Origin of the sequence: Nostoc sp. CALU 1950 (genome assembly GCF_051172895.1) — a bacterium.
Lineage (GTDB): Bacteria > Cyanobacteriota > Cyanobacteriia > Cyanobacteriales > Nostocaceae > Nostoc > Nostoc edaphicum_A.
Map to the genome: position 1 here is coordinate 1 of NZ_JBDNJQ010000157.1, position 20,017 is coordinate 20,017.

The 20,017-nt window shown below is 43.4% G+C and carries 13 protein-coding genes and 1 pseudogene; 7 read left to right on the forward strand and 7 right to left on the reverse strand.

Annotation, left to right across the window (positions count from 1 at the left end):
* Positions 1 to 363: 363 nt before the first annotated feature.
* A complete protein-coding gene (locus ABF638_RS30065) occupies positions 364 to 1,698 on the forward strand; it encodes a YcjF family protein (RefSeq protein WP_435026525.1) in 1,335 nt (444 codons plus the stop codon).
* Here ABF638_RS30065 and ABF638_RS30070 read toward each other — a convergent pair.
* From ABF638_RS30070 to ABF638_RS30090, 5 genes are all read right to left on the reverse strand, one after another.
* On the reverse strand, positions 1,695 to 2,159 hold the full coding sequence (locus tag ABF638_RS30070) for a type II toxin-antitoxin system VapC family toxin (protein WP_435026526.1): 465 nt from the start codon (positions 2,157 to 2,159) through the stop codon (positions 1,695 to 1,697). The genes ABF638_RS30065 and ABF638_RS30070 overlap by 4 nt on opposite strands.
* Entirely contained in the window at positions 2,160 to 2,423 is a 264-nt protein-coding gene (locus tag ABF638_RS30075) for a hypothetical protein (protein WP_435026527.1), read from the reverse strand.
* A gap of 86 nt (positions 2,424 to 2,509) precedes the next feature.
* Positions 2,510 to 3,742 (reverse strand): DUF4336 domain-containing protein, encoded by a 1,233-nt coding sequence (locus tag ABF638_RS30080; RefSeq protein WP_435026528.1) that lies wholly within the window; start codon positions 3,740 to 3,742, stop codon positions 2,510 to 2,512.
* 555 nt (positions 3,743 to 4,297) lie between these two features.
* Positions 4,298 to 9,892 (reverse strand): trifunctional serine/threonine-protein kinase/ATP-binding protein/sensor histidine kinase, encoded by a 5,595-nt coding sequence (locus ABF638_RS30085; protein ID WP_435026529.1) that lies wholly within the window; start codon positions 9,890 to 9,892, stop codon positions 4,298 to 4,300.
* A gap of 345 nt (positions 9,893 to 10,237) precedes the next feature.
* The gene (locus ABF638_RS30090) at positions 10,238 to 10,399 is read right to left on the reverse strand and encodes a hypothetical protein (protein WP_435026530.1); all 162 of its coding nucleotides are present in this window, start codon (positions 10,397 to 10,399) and stop codon (positions 10,238 to 10,240) included.
* A gap of 110 nt (positions 10,400 to 10,509) precedes the next feature.
* On the opposite strand from ABF638_RS30090, the gene ABF638_RS30095 reads away from it, so the two are divergent.
* Together ABF638_RS30095 and ABF638_RS30100 are read left to right on the forward strand one after the other, a co-directional pair.
* Entirely contained in the window at positions 10,510 to 11,475 is a 966-nt protein-coding gene (locus ABF638_RS30095) for an acetamidase/formamidase family protein (RefSeq protein ID WP_435026531.1), read from the forward strand.
* 24 nt (positions 11,476 to 11,499) lie between these two features.
* Positions 11,500 to 11,865 carry a TSUP family transporter gene (locus tag ABF638_RS30100; RefSeq protein WP_435026532.1) on the forward strand — a complete coding sequence of 122 codons (366 nt, stop codon included), beginning with the start codon at positions 11,500 to 11,502 and terminating at the stop codon, positions 11,863 to 11,865.
* A gap of 388 nt (positions 11,866 to 12,253) precedes the next feature.
* Here ABF638_RS30100 and ABF638_RS30105 read toward each other — a convergent pair whose 3' ends face one another.
* Together ABF638_RS30105 and ABF638_RS30110 are read right to left on the reverse strand one after the other, a co-directional pair.
* On the reverse strand, positions 12,254 to 13,369 hold the full coding sequence (locus ABF638_RS30105) for a ferrochelatase (RefSeq protein WP_435026533.1): 1,116 nt from the start codon (positions 13,367 to 13,369) through the stop codon (positions 12,254 to 12,256).
* Positions 13,370 to 13,516: 147 nt separating this feature from the next.
* On the reverse strand, positions 13,517 to 13,732 hold the full coding sequence (locus ABF638_RS30110; RefSeq protein WP_435026534.1) for a hypothetical protein: 216 nt from the start codon (positions 13,730 to 13,732) through the stop codon (positions 13,517 to 13,519).
* 192 nt (positions 13,733 to 13,924) lie between these two features.
* On the opposite strand from ABF638_RS30110, the gene ABF638_RS30115 reads away from it, so the two are divergent.
* The 4 genes and pseudogenes from ABF638_RS30115 to ABF638_RS30130 all read left to right on the forward strand — a co-directional run.
* The gene (locus ABF638_RS30115; protein WP_435026535.1) at positions 13,925 to 14,542 is read left to right on the forward strand and encodes a hypothetical protein; all 618 of its coding nucleotides are present in this window, start codon (positions 13,925 to 13,927) and stop codon (positions 14,540 to 14,542) included.
* 148 nt (positions 14,543 to 14,690) lie between these two features.
* Positions 14,691 to 15,953: an MFS transporter gene (locus tag ABF638_RS30120; protein WP_435026536.1), complete on the forward strand. Its 1,263-nt coding sequence runs from the start codon at positions 14,691 to 14,693 to the stop codon at positions 15,951 to 15,953.
* A gap of 132 nt (positions 15,954 to 16,085) precedes the next feature.
* The gene (ilvB, locus tag ABF638_RS30125; RefSeq protein ID WP_435026537.1) at positions 16,086 to 17,975 is read left to right on the forward strand and encodes a biosynthetic-type acetolactate synthase large subunit; all 1,890 of its coding nucleotides are present in this window, start codon (positions 16,086 to 16,088) and stop codon (positions 17,973 to 17,975) included.
* A gap of 964 nt (positions 17,976 to 18,939) precedes the next feature.
* Positions 18,940 to 20,017, forward strand: a pseudogene (locus ABF638_RS30130) (CHAT domain-containing protein); the annotation flags it as partial.

The window sequence follows — 20,017 nt, forward strand, 5'->3', positions numbered from 1 at the left end:
GTGGTCAGATCCCCGACTTCTTTAAGAAGTCGGGGATCTCGTAGCCCAGCAAAATGAATTTGACAGACTACTACTACCTGAAAATCATTCTTTTCGGCTACCGTTTGCGTAAGTCCTGTTTAAGTATTTTGTCTGTTTGTTAAGAAAGATATGGGTAAGGGACAGGGAAGGGGGAGCCAAACTTCCCTCTTTGCTATGCTTAACGGCAGGCTTGCGCCCAATTTAATTACACTACTAACGGTACTGGTTATCCCTTTGAGAATCGCTATAAGATGAGTAAAAGGGTCTTCTAGGTAATAATTTCAATCTTAAACACCATGAAGTGTCCTGAATTAATGACAGCTATCTACCGTTTGGATGTAAATGACTGAGCAACGTGATGCTGACTCACCCTTAACTGATTCTCAGCAATTGAGTGAACCGACCGATGGAACAACTACCACGTCCGTCGATAATTCCTGGACAAACCGCATTGGTGATGTCTGGAACAAGACAACAACACGTCTAACGCAACTTCTACCCGTAGAACAACTGGCACAGACAGTTGTTGAATGGTTTAGTGTGAGTGAGGCTCAGGTTACAGAGATTTTAGAGAAAATCCGAGCCGAACTGCCAACCACAGAAGCGCTACTGATTGGTAAACCCCAAGCCGGAAAAAGTTCAATTGTGCGGGGATTAACGGGAGTTTCTGCCGAAATTATCGGTCAGGGATTTCGTCCCCACACGCAAAACACCCAGCGCTATGCCTATCCTTCTAATGACCTGCCGCTACTGATTTTTACTGATACGGTAGGTTTGGGTGATGTTAAACAAGATACCCAGGGAATTATTCAGGAATTAGCTAGCGATTTACAACAGCAAACTCGTTCCGCCAGAATTCTCCTTTTGACCGTCAAAATCAATGATTTTGCAACTGACACGCTACGACAAATTGCTCAACAACTACGCCAGAAGTATCCAGATATTCCCTGTCTGCTGGTAGTTACCTGTTTGCATGAGGTTTATCCTGCCGATACTGTCGATCATCCCGCTTATCCGCCAGATTATCAGGAAGTCAACCGCGCATTTGCCGCAATGCAACAAGCCTTTGCAAGAATAACTGACCACTCTGTACTAATTGACTTTACCTTAGAAGAAGATGGCTACACTCCGGTATTTTATGGCTTAGAAGCGCTGCGAGATTCCTTAGCAGAACTACTCCCACAAGCAGAAGCCCAGGCGATTTATCAGCTATTAGATCAAGAAGAAGTTGGGAAGCAAATTGGCAACCTTTATCGAGATGCTGCACGCCGTTATATTTTGCCATTTGCGATTATGTCTGCCACTCTCGCCGCTGTACCTTTGCCATTTGCCACAATGCCCGTACTCACTGCTTTGCAAGTATCAATGGTGGGACTTTTGGGTAAATTATATGGGCAGACAGTTACGCCATCTCAGGCGGGGGGAGTTGTGAGTGCGATCGCAGGTGGTTTTTTAGCACAGGCAATTGCACGGGAGTTAATTAAATTTATACCAGGTTTTGGTAGTGCGATCGCAGCTTCTTGGGCAGCCGCCTATACCTGGGCACTAGGGGAAGCAGCTTGCGTTTATTTTGGTGATTTAATGGGAGGTAAGAAACCCGATCCCGAAAAAATTCAGTTGGTGATGCAAGAAGCGTTTCAGGCGGCAAAAGAACGGTTTAAGGGAATCAAACACTAGGAGTAGTTATTGGGGTTTTCAACAAGTAGACCTTCACTTGCTGCGGCTGCATTCAATTCGGAATCAGCAGATACAAATGTCACCAGAGGTAAACTGTTAGCTATGCAGAGGGCGTTTACCGCACGACCAGCCCCTAGCTGAACTGCATCGTAGCCTCGTAACCCGTATGCTTCAGCTAATACCATTGCAGAGTTGATGATGCTCTCTGTGATTTCAACAACTTGGTATTCAGAGCGGAGATCACTTTTGAACTGATTACATACTGCGATCGCATCTGTAGCAATGATACTTCCACCACGCGATCGCCGTGTAATTGCAGCAACAATTTCAACAGGAGTAATGGCAGCAATCAATACATCATTTTTCAGTAGCGGGTCAAATAAACTCAAAACCCATGCTGAACCTATCTCACTGACGTAGCGTTTGACCAGCGCACTGCTATCTAAATAATAAGCCGTCATCTAGCAGCGTTCCTCAATGATTGTCTCAGAAACAGGCTTACCCTGTACCTGAATAAGTCGCTGTTCAGTTTGCTGATTGTAACCTGGTTGCTTGATTTGTTTTACTAACCCAGAAATTAATAGTGCTTCATGAAATGTTGTTTTTTGAGCAACTTGTTCTTGCTCAACAAGATATCTCTGGATAGCCTGGTTCAACTGCTGTAGTTCCTTCGGATCTAGGATCTCAAGCTGATTAAGAATTTGGTTAAGGATTGCCTTTGGCATAGGCTTCTACTGTTTACCTGTTGCTTGTTTTTTTTATTTTAACAAGCGGGATACATAGGATTGCCTCTGGCATAGGCTTCTACTGTTTATACTTTCTCCTTTGGTGCTGGCACAATGCCAAACTTATTTAAACCTGTATCGATTTCCTTAAGTGCTTTAAAATCTTCCTCTGGTAAAGGATAGCTGCTACTACTAAACAAACCCCCACTGACAGCAGGCTGCTTTTCCAAAAAAGAGAAAGCTTGACGAAACTGATGCGGTTCGGCTTTTATCGGTGAATCAAAATGGCAGGGAATAATCCACTGGAAATCCCAACGAGCGACTTTTTCAGCCCAGTCGATGGTTTCTTTTGGTGCGCGGTTGAGAATTAGCGTTTGTAAAATTGGTGCGACAAACAAACGCCCATTCCCTTGCAGAGCATAAAACGATCGCTGCCAATCTGACTGCCATTTAAAGGGATACAATCCAAAATAAGCTTTTCTTGAGCGTTGTGGTGCTTTCAAGGCATCTTGCAACACCTGACTCCATTGGGGTATATCTAGTGCCCTTGGTTGAAAATACAAAGCAAACAAACAGATGCGCTGCCAACCCTTACGGCGATTTTCCTGAATGTCTGCAACAATATCAGAAGCATGATCCTTGGCATGGAATAACAAAGGATATGGATCTAATAGAACGATCGCAGGTGGATCTTCTGGGATCGAAAGTACAGAATCTGTGACTAAAAGAGTATGCGATCGCTTGTGGAAAAAAGCAACTTCCGCAAACCTACCAGGGCCAAGGTCGATGGGGCCCAGAATCGCGTAATCAAACTCATCAGCAAAGGGGGTTTTGCTACTATCTTCTGGGAGTACTTGAGTTCGTTTTGGGGGTAAGCCAAGCCAACTAAGAGGGAGATTTAGCGGGAAACTCCACTGATGGGGAGCCACAAACACCTGTGCAGTCGGAAAGTATCTGGCGAAGGGGCCGACGAAAACTTTGTGTTCTATACCAGAGATAGTCGGTAGGATGATGTACTTAACATTGCCATGTTCTGCCACCAATTCATTCACAAGCCGGATGCACTCTGGGGTTGGTGCAACAGGCGCGTAGACCAAAAGACCCCCAGTTTCCAGCTTAACCACAGTCATACGAATCGGCACAACTACGTAGAAAATGCCCTGAATCTGGTCAAAATTCCAGATTGTGTCCTTAAGCACCTCTTTACGAATTGTTTGCCGTCTACCGTAAGGGTAGAGTGGCACAACAGGCCATAATCCCCAGGAAAAGTCCTTTGGATAAATCTGTTGTGTATTAACTATGTATTCATCATCAGCCACTCTACAATCCCCTCCAAATTCCCGATCTCAAATTGTTTTTATTTACTCCCCACGGAGTTAGAGAGCAAATTGTTGAGATAATAATAAGCTAAATCGCATCTAGTACGGCAAGGCGTAATTCGTAATTCGTAATTCGTAATTCGTAATTCGTAATTCGTAATTCGTAATTCAGAGGTGTCGGATTTCATCTGGGATTTCAGGGTTGAATCTGTAACTTTCTTTCTTCAAATTGGTATGACCTAGCTTTTAACAAAACTAATCAGCATAGAGTTAAACCATTTTGGATTTTAGATTGGCGATCGCAAAGCGTCGGAAGGAACTTCTTTTAACGTGAGTTCGACAAGTTTTATTTGACCTCTCCCCCAGCCCCTCTCCGACACGGAGAGGGGAGCAAAAAGCTGAATTTTTCCTTGCTCCTCCCTTTCCGAAACGGAAAGGGAGGCTGGGAGGGAGAGGTTCATCGAACTCACGTTCTTTTGGATTTGAGAGCAGGCATAGCGGCCTTGATTGAACCCAAGAACTAATTCCATTATCCAAAATCCTAAATTGGCGCGGTCAACCTACAGAGGTAGGAACCAGATTTTTTAAGGGGATATCAAGGAAAAACTCCGCTCCTTTTCCTTGTTCCGATATTACACTTAATTGTCCCTCATGTTTTTCCATAATAGAGTAGCTAATCGATAATCCTAAGCCCGTTCCTCGTCCAACAGGTTTTGTTGTGAAAAATGGGTCAAATAGATGCTGCTTCACTTCTTCAGACATCCCAGACCCATTATCTGCAATTTGAATGGTGACTGTATTGGCATCAGTCATTTTAGTACGAATTCGGATGGTGGGAATTGCTGCTTGGCTATTATGTTCATTTGTTGCAAATGATGAATCCAATACATCAATAGCATTGCTGAGAATATTCATAAACACCTGATTAATCTGGCTGGCATAGCAGTTAACTTCTGGCAACTGTGCATATTCCTTAATCACATCAATTGCAGGACGGTGTGTTTTCCCTTCGAGGCGGTGCTGTAAAATTAGCAAAGTGCTGTCGATACCTTCATGAATATTGACAGGTTTCATTTGAGACTCATCCAGGCGCGAGAAATTGCGGAGAGAAAGGACAATTTGGCGGATGCGATCTGCCCCCACTTTCATTGATTGCAGCAGTTTTTGTAGGTCTGACTTGAGGAATTTGAAATCTATTGCCTCTAGTTCTTCTTGAATCTCAGCGAACGGTTGAGGATAGTAGTGCTGATAGCGCTCAACCAAGCGGAGTAAATCTTGACAATACTCATTGGTATAGGTGAGGTTGCCATAAATAAAGTTAATCGGGTTGTTAATTTCGTGAGCAACACCTGCAACCATTTGTCCCAACGAAGACATTTTTTCAGTTTGAATCAATTGAGTTTGCGTATGTTGAAGTTTCTCTAAGGTTTCCGAGAGATGCTGATTTTTATCATTCAACTCAAAAGTTCTCTGCTGAACCTTGTCTTCTAAGGTATGGTTGTAGTCTTCTAGTTGGGTTTTTGCCACAGCTAAATTGGTATACAACATGGCGTTTTGCAGCGAGATGGCAGCTTGTGCTGTGAGTAGCCGCAAAATCTCAAGACGGTTTTGGGTAAAGGCTCCAGTCGTCAAACTGTTTTCCAAGTAGAGGATACCAATTAGCTGGCCACGATTATGAATGGGCGTACATAGCAAGCTTTTGGGTTGCCATTGCATGATGTAGGGATCGTTGGCGAAGGTAGTTTCTGTGCGAGCATCATCTAGTACCAGGGTTGCGGAGGTACGTGAGACATAGTTCACAACCGCTTTGGGAATATCCTGACTGGCTGAAAGCGGAAGGGAGTGTAGGTTCTTTATCCCAAGGTTTTCATCCAATCGCTTCTCTGATTGAGAAATTGGATTTGCAACACCCGTTTCCACGATCGCTTTGCTGGTTTTTTGAGCCGCAACCACCCAATGATTATCTTGAAGCAGTAGGAGGACAGATTTTTCAGCCCCGGCATTTTCGATTACGACTTGCATCAGAGTTGTCAACAGCTTTTCTAACTCAATTTCTCCCGCCAGGGCATGAGAGGCTTTCATTACTGTTGCTAAATCTAAGGCTTCAAACCCACTAGAACTAGTGTGTCCCAATCCGGTTGTCGTGGTTCGGGTGAGGCTTGAAGAACCAGTTTCTTGCGGCTGTTGGATCGTAGCCAAGAATTGAGGATATTGATGGGACAACCGGTTGACTTTGGCTACCGCTCCCCAGCTGAGGTAACTATAATAGGCATTTGCTAGGTAAATTTGAGCGATCGGCTCTTTGTTCCATTCCAGGTAAAATCGGGCAGCTAGTTCATTAGCGAGGGCAACTTCTTGAATGTATCCATTGACTTTTGCCCCAGCGATCGCGCGATCATAGAGATCCACTGCTTGCCCCATTTGCCCCAATACTCGGCATTCTTCAGCTTTTACCAGTTCAAATTTGTGCAAATAATTCATGGGTGTATGGTGTGCCCAAGTCTGCATTTTTCTCTGGTTATCTGTGACTCGTTCCAGCAATGTTTCTCGCCAAGAAGGTGTAGCCGTAGAATACTCTGCCAAAGCCGTCAGTGAATCATAGAAATAAAACATCGGCACAGTGGCATAGCCCATGCCTGCAACTAGATATTCTCTAGCTTGAGCAGCTGTTTCCACTGCTTCAGAGAGGTTTTCAAACAGATAACAGAGAATCAATTTGTGGAGCCAGAAGTAATGAAGCCCAGTCAACTCATTGGCATTAACCAGTTGGGTGACAAATTCTGCTTCGTTAAGTGCCTCACCTGTTAAAATGCAGGGATTCTCAGCCTTGCCGAGCAAGTTCAAAACTACTTGCCAGAAGATGCGGCAGTAGTTGAGGGTCGTGCCTTGCTTAAAATTTTCTAAAACATGACTGTAAGCTCTTATGTCTTGCTCTAATGAGTTCAGTTCTTGACCCAGGAAATAAGAATACTGACAGATGTCTTTCGTATTAAAGCCTACGTAATATACGTTTCCAGTTTCTAGGGCAATCTTGTAGCCCTCTAGCATGAGCTGTAAAGATTTTTTTAGTGGAGACTTTAAATAAGTGATGAAAGCACCGACAACATAAAATACAGTGGGTTTGATGTCGCTAATATTAAATTTGTCAGTTAGTGCCAAAGCAAGGCTGCCAACTTGATCGGCTGTTTCAATATCCTGAAGAATTCCGTTCAAGAGAATGCCATAACAGGCATAACAAAAGGCAGAAAAGGGAGCATTACCATAGTGAATCGATGCTTTGACTTGCGACAATATGAGTAGCGGAAACAGATTTTGATCGGCGATGTAAACGGCGGGAGCAACGTTTGCCACAATTCGGGTGACTGCTAACTTGTCTTTTGCTGTCATCACTGGTAAGTTAACCAAGGAAGCAATGTCACGTCCGTGAATTAAGGTAGCGGTTTCCTGAAGGGCTTGCTGAATATCTTGGAAAGTGGGTGTTTCTGGGAAAACCACACCAAACTGACTCATTCCCTGACGGGCGATCGCGATCGCACCTAGCACATCATTTTTAGCTGTATACGCCTGGATTTTGGTTTCGTAAATGCTGACTTGATCCAGTGGAGTTTTCGTTTGCTGCATCACGGTTTGGGCGAATTGCTCCATCTGTTCATACGCGCCACAAAGGTAAGCAGCATCAGTTGCTAATTCGTGCAGTGCCAAAGTCAACTCATATTGACTTTGCCAACAGTCGGATTTCAATAAACTAATCCCGATGGTCAAATACTCAATTGCTACTCGGTAAGCCGTGGAAGACTTAGCTTTCCGTCCTGCCAACAGGTTGAGTTGTACCAGTTGATCGCGATCGGGCTGGGCTACGATCAGTTCTATCCCAACATTCAGTTGGTTGACAATTTCAAAAATGATCTTTTCTTGCTCAGTTTCCGGGGTATTGTTTAACAGCAATTGACCAATCTTGAGGTGAGTTACTGGTTTCTGATTCGCCGGAATTAGTGAATAAGCGGCTTGTTGAACGCGATCGTGGAGAAATTTGTAGGTAATAGTTATTGATTCGTTGTCATTTGTCAAATCATCCATGACAACAGACTCATCCTGAAAGAATGTATACCCTTCCCCACTGGGCAAAATTAATCCATCCTTGAGAGCTGGCCACAAATCCGCTGCGGTTTGTGCTGGAGATTTTTCATAGACAAGCGATAGGGTTTCTAAATCAAACTGATTGCCGATACATGCAGCTAGTTTGAGAATATCCTGAGTCTGCGGTAGTAATTTCTGGAGTTGCAGCGCCACAAACTCCACAATATCTTCTTTAAAAGAAAGCGCTCTGATTTGAGCAATATTACACTGCCAAGTGCCTGTTTTGGCAGCAAACGCAATTAATCCATCTTCATGCAGCGATTTGAGAAACTGGTTCGTGAAAAATGGATTGCCTTTGGTCTGTTGATACACCAGATTGGCGATCGCTAGGGCTTGTTCTGGTGAATATTTGAGGGTATCTGCAATCAGTTGATTCAGGTCGGTCTGGGTAAGCACAGAAAGGACAATACTACTAACTGTAATTGCCTCTTGCCGCATCTCCTCGATGGTCAACATTAGGGGATGTGCAAACGAAACCTCGTTATCTCGATATGCTCCAATCACCAGCAAATAAGAGTTATTTGCTTCACTCATCAACAGATGCATCAGCTTTAATGAAGCCGAGTCTGCCCACTGTAAGTCATCGAGGAAAATGACGAGGGGATGGTCTTGGGTTGTGAATACTTGAATGAATTTCTGAAACAGCAAATTGAAGCGGCTTTGGACTGCACTGCCTGATAATTCTGGGACAGAGGGCTGTTGACCAATGATCCGTTCGAGTTCTGGAATCACCTCAATAATCACCTGGGCACTCTCACCCAATGTGGATAAAATTTGGGTCTTCCACTGCTCAATTTGGGCATCACTCTCTGTCAGCAGTTGTGCCATTAAGTCTCGAAACGCTTGCACCAAAGCAAAAAAGGGAATATTACGATTAAATTGATCGAATTTGCCCTTGATAAAGTATCCCCGCTGACGGGTGATCGGTTTATGAATTTCGTTGACAATTGCTGTTTTACCAATGCCAGAGGAACCTGCCACCAGCATTAGTTCAGAGTTCCCCTGGCGCACCCGCTCAAAAGTTGTTAGCAGCATTGCAACTTCTACTTCCCGACCGTAGAGTTTTTCGGGAATCGCAAAGCGATCGCAAACGTCCCCCTGTCCTAGCCCAAAGGGCACAATATTGCCACTTTTCTGCAATTGAATCAAACAGGTTTCGAGATCGTGTTTTAGCCCTAATGCACTTTGATAGCGGTCTTCAGCATTCTTCGCCATCAATTTGATCACGATATCTGAAACTGCTTGAGGAATTTTGAATTGCTCCAAAGAAGCAGGTTGTTTCGCGATATGACAATGCACCAATTCCATCAAATCATCAGATTGAAATGGCAATTGCCCCGTTAACAGTTCATAGAATGTGACACCCAGAGAATAGAAGTCAGTGCGGTAATCAATCCCTCGGTTCATTCGCCCAGTTTGTTCAGGGGAGAGATAGGCAAGGGTTCCTTCTAGAATAGTGGGGCTGGTTGAAAGTTGGGTAACTCTTGGCAGCAGTGAAGCAATGCTAAAGTCGATGAGTTTGACTTGCTTGGTGGTGGGATTAATCAGGATATTGGCTGGTTTGATATCCTTGTGGATGATTTGGTGATGGTAGAGATCACCCAGAATATCGGCTAGTGCGATCGCAATCTGGAGAAACTCAGTCAAGAAATCAGGATGAAGGGGTGAGGAATTTTCTTGATTTTCTGTCTCGCTGAGTCCTTTCTTTTTAAAAGCGGTGTACTCCTTTAAAGAAACTCCGCCAAAGTCTTCCAGGATCAGGGCAAGTCGATTTTGGCAATTCTCCAGACTATAGATGCGGACAACCCCAGAGACATTTAAGATTTTCGCAATTGTGTACTGATTTCTGAATTGAGCCAACTCAATCAGACTAGGATAAGCATTTTTCAGGAGTTTGATGACAACTGGGGTTTGATCAGCCTCTCGCCAACCTCGGTAAACCAGAGTGCGAGTACTGGTGTAGATGCTTTCACCAATCCCATAGCCGGGAACATTAACTCGATTCTCTACCATAATAGCTGCTACTGGATAATCTGAGTTCAGTTTTCCCTAATCCACTTGCAATCTCACAATTTATCCAGTAATTTTTTGGGCGGGAATTTGTTGACTCATGCAGCGAAGTCAACATGAAAGCAGCTGATAATATTATCCACCAACCCCAGGAAAATATAACTTGATGAGCCGAGCCACTGATTGTAATGGAGCAATACAACCGATTCAACCTCTTAAAGAAGGAACGCTAGAAGGCTTTGACCAAATAATTACTAATTCGTAATTCCTAATTAAATTGCAACTACGAATTAGTAATTATTTTCACCCTTTTACCGTCACAGAATAAATGCAAACTAAGCAGATAGCTTACACAGCTTTTAGCGATCGCTCTGGTTCGTACACCTTAAAAAAGGGTTCTTGATCAGAATGAGTCTTAATATAGACCAAAAACTCATTGATCAAGTCTGTAAAGTACTTAAACGCCACATCAATCAACTCAAGTGCTTGTTGACGAATCTCTTCTGACACCTCAATCTCTTTGATTATTTGCAAAGAAGAAGGAGTATGGAGAGTGTGGGTATTTTCAATATGGTTATAGACGCATACCAAAGTAACGGAACTCTGTAAACAAAATAGTTATGACTCATTACATTTTAAAAGCCTCAAAAGAAACCGTACATCTAGGTGGCTTCTCGCATCTGCTAAAACCAGTACTCACTATTGACTCTGGCGACACGATTGATGTAGAAACTTATACTGGTTACTACGTTTATGACAAAGCACCACCTGAGTTTCTCACACCAGAATTTCTCGATATCTGCCAAAATCTTTTACCAGAACGCAAAATTGCTGGAGGGCCACATTTACTCACAGGGCCAATTTATGTACGCAATGCCGAACCAGGGGATGTTTTAGAAGTACAATTAGATGCGATCGCACCTCGTTTACCTGTAGGGTTTAATGCCATTCGTACAAGTTGGGGAGCTTTACCACATCAGTTTTCTCAACCTGCGTTGAGATTCATTCCTCTAGATTTAGTAAACAATATCGCGGAATTTCCGGCGGGTACTGGCATAAAAATTCCTCTCAAACCGTTTTTTGGGATTCTTGGTGTCGCTACTCCAGAAACCTCTCGAACTTCTATCCCACCAGGTTCTTACGGTGGTAATATCGATAATCGGGAATTACAAGCTGGTTCTCGTTTATTTTTGCCGATTTTCGTACCAGGTGCATTATTTTCTATTGGTGATGGGCATTCTGCACAAGGAGATGGTGAGGTAAATGTTACCGCCATTGAAACTTCCATGAACGGTAAAATTACCCTCAAACTTCGCAAGGATTTACAACTGACAACACCAATTGCCGAAACTCCAACTCATATCATCACAATGGGCTTTGCTCAAACTTTAGATGAAGCCTTAGAGCTAGCTTTAAAAAACATGATTGATTTTCTGGAACGCTTTACTAATTTGTCGCCAGAAGATGCTTATGTATTGTGTAGTTTAGCTGTGGATTTTCACATTACTCAAGTTGTTAACAGTCCCCAAAAAGGTGTACATGGAATGCTACCAAAATCAATTTTTTCCCAGAAAATTAATTTATAGTTTGTAATCTAGCAACGATTTTTTATGTCTAATATCTTGATCCAACTGTTGTTAATCGGTTTAGTTTCTGGTGTCGCTGGCGGGATGTTTGGTATTGGTGGCGGCGCAATTATGATTCCGGCAATGGTGTTAGTAATTGGTTTGGATCAGAAGTTAGCTACCGGAACTTCTGTGGCTGCTCAAATTTTGCCAATTGGGATTCTAGCAGCCTTAGTTTACCATCGCAACGGTAATCTTAATATCAAATATGCCCTGATTATTGCAGTTGGTTTAATCGTGGGTAACTTCTTCGGGGCATTGTTTGCAAATCAGCCATTTATTAGCAGCGAGTTGATGAAAAAGCTGTATGGCATTTTTGTGTTAATGATTGGCCTTCGTTATTTACTGTAAAAATAGAAGAGTTTAATTCAGCTTCAGTAATGTCTTTGTTAAAGCATCACCTAGCTACTCAATAGATTATTGTTGTGTTGACAAATTTTGAGCCAAATAATGAACAATGATCCAGCGTAAGTAGTATTTACTCTACGGAACCAACAATTTATATCAGATGCCGATATGAATCGTTATTAATCTGCGATCGCGCTTAGTAAATTGTGACAGAAAAATTACGTTTTTGTTTATAAATTCATTTCATATAGGACTTACGCAAAACTACACGCGGTAGGGGCAATTCATGAACTGCCCCTACTATAAAAAATCCCACACCTTGAAGTGTGAGATTGTCAAATGATTACACCATAAGTCTAGGGTGGTCAAAGTTTTGTCCACCCTACAAAACTTAATGATGGTGGTGGTGGTGATGATGCCCCGCTAGTTGGGGATTAACTGCCAAAGTTTGCTCTGACAACAACTCTCCAATATGAGCATCAGCCCATTGCGCCGCCATCGCCAAGAATTCTGGATGGTCGTTGACGCAAGCCATTTGTACGTAGTTCGTACCAGGATGCTGTTTTTCCAAAGCATGGATGATGTGGTGTACATCCAATAGAGTTTCGTGGTTTTCTGTCGCAAAGCCAATTGGCATAAATATCACTACTTTCGCACCCAATTGGATCAGGTTATTTGCGGCTTGCTCTGCATTTGGCTGTGTCCAATCAATTAGGGGTGTGTCATGATTGAGCCAACCCACCGAGATTAACGGATAGCGGTTAATCAACTTATCTCGAACCAAATCGTACATTGCTTCACTTTCAGCAATCCCAGAAGTAAAGCCTTTAGCTTTATGGGGACAACCGTGATTCATTAACACAATACCGATTTGAGAAGGTAGATAAGCTGAGGCTAACTCAGCAATTTTCTCCTCAACCAGATGAGCCATTAAATCGATGTAGGCTGGTTCGTTGAAGAAAGAAGGAATGTAACGCTGTGCTTTAACCCAGTGTTCTTCACCATCAGTCAACTCAACAAGAGCATTGTTAACTTGCTCGATCGCAATACCACTGGTAAAGATAGAATCAACAACCAACAGTGGGTAGATTAGCAGTTTGTCGAAGCCTTGGTTTTTGATTTCTGCCAAGACTTGATTGGGTAGAAAAGGGGCGCAAAAGTTAAAAGCTTTGAAAACTTGGACATTATCACCCCATTTTTCTTGTAAATTCTTCTCAATCCCAGCTCGCTGCTGTTCAAAGATGGCATTGTGTGGGGAGATAAAATCGTGGTGTGTGTGTCCCCACTCATGGCGGTCAAATAGCGCCAAAAGCTTTGCCAGTGGGGGATAAATCCAGGTTGGTACTGGTGCGAATTTTGCTGTCAGTAGATTTAATGCCTGTTCGTTATAGTTGGCGAAATCTTCGTAGCTTTCGACTTCGCCGTAGCCCATAAGCAGTACGGCTACACGGTCTTTACCTGATAGATGCTCGTGGGTGTGTTGTACTTTTTCCGGCGTGGCAACCACAATTAATTCCTCAATATAACCAGAGTGCAGAGAAATATAAAGTTAGGGAATAGTTTGCACATTTTCCCTACTTGTAACTTATTATCCCATCCAGGGGGATAGGATGGGTGGGTAAATCAAGATAATACATCAAAAGACATACAAGACTTACGTGGGGAATGGGGCATTGGGAATGGGGCATTGGGCGTTGGGCATTGGGCATTGGGAATGGGGCATGGAAAATCGAACCAATGCATCATCTGCTATACGCTGTTTGACGAGTCTTAAACGGATCGCATCACAATACGATTCGGATAAGCATTTTTCACCTTCCTTGTGGTCTGGGGAATGGGGTTGCAGGTATTGGGTAAAGGATGTATTCAAAACCTTTTCCCTTTAACCGAACCGTATTGGATCACATACTGACGTAAGTTCTGATTTATATCCTTATTATTGATGATTGGGTAAATAGCTAATAGACCGTCGATAGCAGATTTAAGTGATTAATACAATACTAAAACCTGCTAACACGATATATATCCACCAACGTTCAGGCACAAAGATTTATCTTACACAATGCCAAATTTTCAGAATAGACAAACGAGTATAATTATTTGCCCTGGAATTCATGAGCCAGAATTAACTGAAAGCTTTAGAGTCGGATTGTTAGATTTAGTTTCTCATGGTGCGATACCTGCGGTGAGCTATGCTAACGCACCAAATTACGCAAATATACTGCTTTATCCGGGTAAAGATGTTTTGGTTTTATCAGCCTTGCACATTTTGCAGTTTTTGCGGGATTGCTTGACCAACTCTCCAGAATCATCAATCATCTTCATTAGCTTTAGCGCTGGCGTAGTCGGGGCAATAGGCGCAGCGCATTTGTGGCAACTCTTGGGTGGTCGTGTCAAAGGGTTTATTGCTATAGATGGCTGGGGAGTACCACTACAGGGTAATTTCCCTATTCATCGAATGAGTCATGATTATTTCACCCATTGGAGTTCTTCTTTGCTAGGTTGTGGGCAAAATAACTTTTATGCAGAGCCAGCAGTTGATCATTTGTCCATTTGGAAATCTCCCCAAAATGTACAAGGTTGGTGGGTAGATTCATCCATTGGAATTTCTCCACCCAAAGGTCGTCTGACAGCAGCAGAGTTTTTGCTTATGCTGTTAAAGCAGTATGAAGCAAATTAATCCGGACAATGGAGTAAGTAAACAGGAGTTAGGAGTCAGGAGTGAGAAGGGAAAAGGTTACAGGTGACAGTCAAGAAAAACTATCCCCATTCTCCATTCCCTATGCCCCATTGCCCATGCTCTATGCCCCATCTACCCAAAGTATCTAATGTTTCCAACTGAACCGGCTGCTGTTAATAACGGGTTTGGCGCACTGCTAAAAAACCGTGGTTTTATGCTCCTGTGGATTGGGCAATTGGTGTCCCAGTTAGCAGATAAAGTCTTCTTCGTTTTGATGATTGCTCTACTAGAGAACTACTCACCGCTTCCAGGGTTGGCACAAAACTCAATGTACTCAACTCTGATGCTGTCCTTTACAATACCAGCAATTTTGTTCGGGTCGGCTGGTGGTATTTTTGTTGACCGCTTGCCAAAAAAGCTGATTATGGTTGGCTCAGATGTCGTGCGGGGAATATTAACGTTGTGTCTTCCCTTTTTGCCAAGGGAGTTCCTAATTCTGTTAATTTTAACTTTTGCCATTTCCTCAGTGACGCAGTTTTTTGCACCAGCGGAACAAGCTGCTATTCCCTTGTTGGTGAAGCGAGAGAATTTGTTAGCAGCCAATGCGCTGTTTAGTAGCACGATGATGGGAGCTTTAATTGTTGGCTTTGCTATCGGTGAACCGATTTTGAGTTTGTCGAAAAGCCTGATGGGAGCAGAATACGGTCAAGAGGTTGTGGTTGGTGGACTATATCTATTATCGGCTGTGATCATGCAGCCAATTAAGTTTAAAGAACACAAACCCCACCAAGAACACCAAGGATCAAATCACCCTTGGACTGAATTCACTGAGAGCTTGCGCTATCTTAAGAAAAACCGTTTGATCTTGAATGCCATGCTGCAACTGACAACTTTATATTGTGTGTTTGCAGCGTTAACAGTGCTGACAATTCAATTAGCCGAGGAGTTTGGCCTTAAAGAAAAACAGTTTGGCTTTTTCTTAGCAGCAGCCGGGGTGGGTATGGTATTTGGTGCGGCGATTTTAGGTCACTGGGGTGATAAATTGCATCACAAACCTCTACCTTTAATTGGATTTTTGATGATGGCACTAGTTTTAGGAGTGTTCACTTTTACGCACAACTTGTTGGTGGCGCTGGGATTGTGTGCATTTTTGGGTGTAGGTGCTGCCTTCATTGGTGTGCCCATGCAGACTTTAATTCAACAACAAACACCATCTACCATGCACGGTAAAGTATTTGGCTTTCAAAATCATGCCGTCAACATCGCTCTGGCCTTACCTCTGGCTATTACTGGGCCATTAACTGATGTTCTGGGCTTGCGAACTGTGCTTGTCGCAATGAGTATTATTGTCGTGGTTGTCGGTGTTTGGGCTTGGCAAAATACCCGCAAAGTCTTGCAAAACGTAATTTAATTAATGTAGGCTAATAATCTAGCTTTATATTTAATATAAAAATTAATAAGATTTTGATTGAAGTTTTCAATTAAAATGAAATCTTAACTACAGAATTCAGCATTAACTTTAGCTATAGTCTGAGGTTTGACCGTGCGATCGCTTTCCCAAATTAGTCTCCCACAAACCGAGAATCACAAACAGTCTCGTGCTTCTAGCCCGCCAGCCTTGCCCAAACGGGCATCTGGCGGTTTTGCTCTACTTGACAGCCTTCATCGCCACGGCGTTGATTATATTTTTGGTTATCCTGGTGGAGCAATTCTACCAATTTACGACGACCTGTATAAGGTGGAAGCAACTGGTGCTATGAAGCACATTCTCGTGAGACACGAACAAGGCGCAGCCCACGCCGCTGACGGTTATGCCCGTGCCACAGGGAAAGTAGGAGTATGCTTTGGTACTTCTGGCCCAGGAGCAACTAACTTGGTAACAGGCATCGCCACCGCCTACATGGACTCAATCCCAATGATTGTAGTCACGGGACAGGTAGCACGTCCGTCCATTGGTACAGATGCGTTTCAAGAAACCGATATCTACGGGATTACCCTACCAATTGTCAAGCACTCTTATGTAGTGCGTGACCCCAAAGATATGGCGCGAATTGTCGCCGAAGCTTTCCATATCGCTAGTACTGGGCGTCCGGGGCCTGTTTTGATTGATGTCCCCAAAGATGTCGCTTTAGAAGAATTTGACTATGTACCTGTAAAACCAGGTTCAGTAAAGTTACGCGGTTATCGTCCCACTGTAAAGGGTAATCCCCGGCAAATTAATGCCGCGATCCAGTTGATTACTGAAAGTCGCCGTCCGCTATTGTATGTCGGTGGTGGTGCGATCGCAGCTGGTGCCCATGAAGAAATTAAACAACTAGCTGAATTATTCGATATCCCTGTCACCACAACCTTAATGGGGATCGGTGCATTTGACGAACATCATCCCCTAGCTTTGGGAATGTTGGGAATGCACGGCACTGCTTACGCTAACTTCGCCGTTAGTGATTGCGACTTGCTGATTTGCGTCGGCGCTAGATTTGACGATCGCGTTACAGGCAAGTTAGACGAATTCGCCTCCCGCGCCAAAGTAATTCACATCGACATCGATCCCGCAGAAGTCGGCAAAAACCGCATTCCCGAAGTGCCTATCGTTGGCGATGTCCGGAACGTGTTAGTAGACTTGTTGCGTCGATGCAAAGAAACAGGCGTCAAGGCGACACCGAACCAAAACCAAGAGTGGTTGAATCTAGTTAACCGTTGGCGCGAAGAGTATCCTCTAATCGTGCCACAGCATCCCGACAGCATTTCACCCCAAGAAGTGATTGTAGAAGTCAGTCGCCAAGCGCCACAAGCTTTCTACACCACAGATGTAGGACAACATCAAATGTGGGCAGCACAATTCCTGAAAAATGGTCCAAGGCGCTGGATTTCTAGCGCTGGTTTGGGAACTATGGGTTTTGGCTTACCTGCGGCAATGGGTGCGAAAGTAGCGTTTCCTGATGAAGAAGTCATCTGTATTAGCGGTGATGCTAGTTTCCAAATGTGTTTACAGGAACTAGGAACACTTGCACAGTATGGGATAAATGTCAAGACAATAATTATCAACAACGGTTGGCAAGGGATGGTGCGCCAGTGGCAGCAAGCCTTCTATGGTGAGCGTTACTCATGCTCCAACATGGAAGTAGGGATGCCAGACGTAGAGTTGTTGGCGAAAGCATACGGGATTAAGGGTATGGTAATTAGCGATCGCAGTCAATTAAAAGATGCGATCGCCGAAATGCTAGCACACAAAGGCCCGGTGATTGTAAATGCCCACGTCACCAGAGACGAAAACTGCTATCCAATGGTAGCTCCTGGTAAGAGCAACGCTCAAATGGTCGGTTTGCAAAAGCAAGCGCCGAAAGCGGCAGCAGAACCAGTGTATTGTAGTCATTGCAATGCTAAAAATGCGCCTACTCACAACTTTTGCGCTGAGTGTGGGACGAAGCTGTAACGCTTTTTGATAATTCAGATCAAAGAGGTAGGGGAGCAGGGAGAAGGGGAGAAAGGTGCTGGAATTTCCCCTAATTCCTGCTCCCTTTCTTATTGCGTAGGCACTAGCAATAGTGCGGGATCTTCCTCCCATAAACGAATTACTCGATGATGCGATAAATCATCACAAAGACGCGATAAATCGCCGTCTCTACAAAAGTCGGGACGGCAATTCATCGCGTCTCTTGTTTTAACCGAACAATATTGGGTGTTATTGTAGTCCAAGGCGATCGCTAACTAAATTACTGTATTTATAAATTGTGGTAATATACCATTTCCATATTTTGGTATGGAATATGGCGATCGCTACTATAAAATTCAGATGGATTAAATGTAAGTTGAGTTTCCTTACGTTAATCCAACTTACATTTAATGCACAAATTTAGTCTTGACACGGCACTAGATTTATGGAAAAAGTGGATTATTGCAGCAAAGGAGTTGTGCCGTTACCGTTAGTTGACGCATTCGCAATTGCAGGTTGAGTAGCAAGAACCGCTACAAGTGGAGAAACTTTTGAACTAGATTTTTTATATCGATTTGTTGTTTGAGAATAAGTGCAATCAACAAATGCGATCGCTAAATCAGCAAATGCGATCGCCTAAAAGGTTGTTTGAAAAGTAATTAGTTGTGATTTTATTCACTTGTTGATCCCCCCTAACCCCCCTTAAAAATGGGGGAACCAGAATTAAAGTCCCCCTTTTTAAGGGGGATTTAGGGGGATCTAAAACCTTTTACTATCAACAAGAGGACTTTTAAAACATCCTTTGAGGATACAAGTTGCATTTGTAGCCATCGCAATTACATTAAAAATGACAAAATCTCGATTCAGAAAATTGTAGCGACTGTCAACTTTGTGTCTAATTTTTCCGAAATTGAGCATAATATTGTTGAAGCTTCATCAAGATGCGTCTAACTCACACCTGCTCATGAACGAACAGCGTTTACACGCTTATAATCGGCTAATTCAAACCCTGCTAAATTGCCCTAGCGGGGAAGAACCAGAAATATTAGCAGCGAATACAGAATTGCTAGATGCTGACTTTGTACAGGTTGTTGTAGCAGCAGCAGAGCATTTTGCCCAGCAGGGAGAGGAAAATACTGCCGAGTGGTTGAGAAACTTAGCAACATATCTCACTACCCCAGAAACTACCCCCATCACTCAAGAAGATATAGACACTTACGGGCAATTTTTAATAGAAATACTGCAAGCAACAGCAGACAGCAACGGCGATGCTCAAGTAATTTACCCATTGCTGGCAGCAAATACCGATAAACTCAATAATATTTTTGCTGAATTATTGCGCCATTGGGCAACAAATACCCTACCAGAAGCGGAACCAGAGGCAGCAACATCCATCGCCGCAGTAATTGGTGAATTAAGTAATCTGATTCAGCAGTTCCCCTTGGGTAGCAAAGCCAGCAATATGGAAATTGCGATCGCTGGCTACGAAATCTCCCTAACTGTATATACCCGCACCGCCTTTCCTGAAAATTGGGCAACGACGCAAAATAATCTGGGTAATGCTTACCGTAACAGAATATTAGAAGAACGAGCCGAGAATATTGAAAGTGCGATCGCTGCTTATTCTGCTGCACTCGAAGTTTATACCCGCAGCGCCTTTCCTGTTGATTGGGCAACGACGCAAAATAATCTGGGTAATGCTTATGGTGAGAGAATATTAGGAGAACGAGCCGAGAATATTGAAAGTGCGATCACTGCTTTTTCTGCTGCACTGGAAGTATTAACCCGCAGCGCCTTTCTTGTTGATTGGGCAATGACGCAAAATAATCTGGGGAATGCTTACGGTGAGAGAATATTAGGAGAACGAGCCGAGAATATTGAAAGTGCGATCGCTGCTTATTCTGCTGCACTCGAAGTTTATACCCGCAGCGCCTTTCCTGAAAAATGGGCAACGACGCAAAATAATCTGGGATCTGCTTATGGTGAGAGAATATTAGGAGAACGAGCCGAGAATATTGAAAGTGCGATCGCTGCTTTTTCTG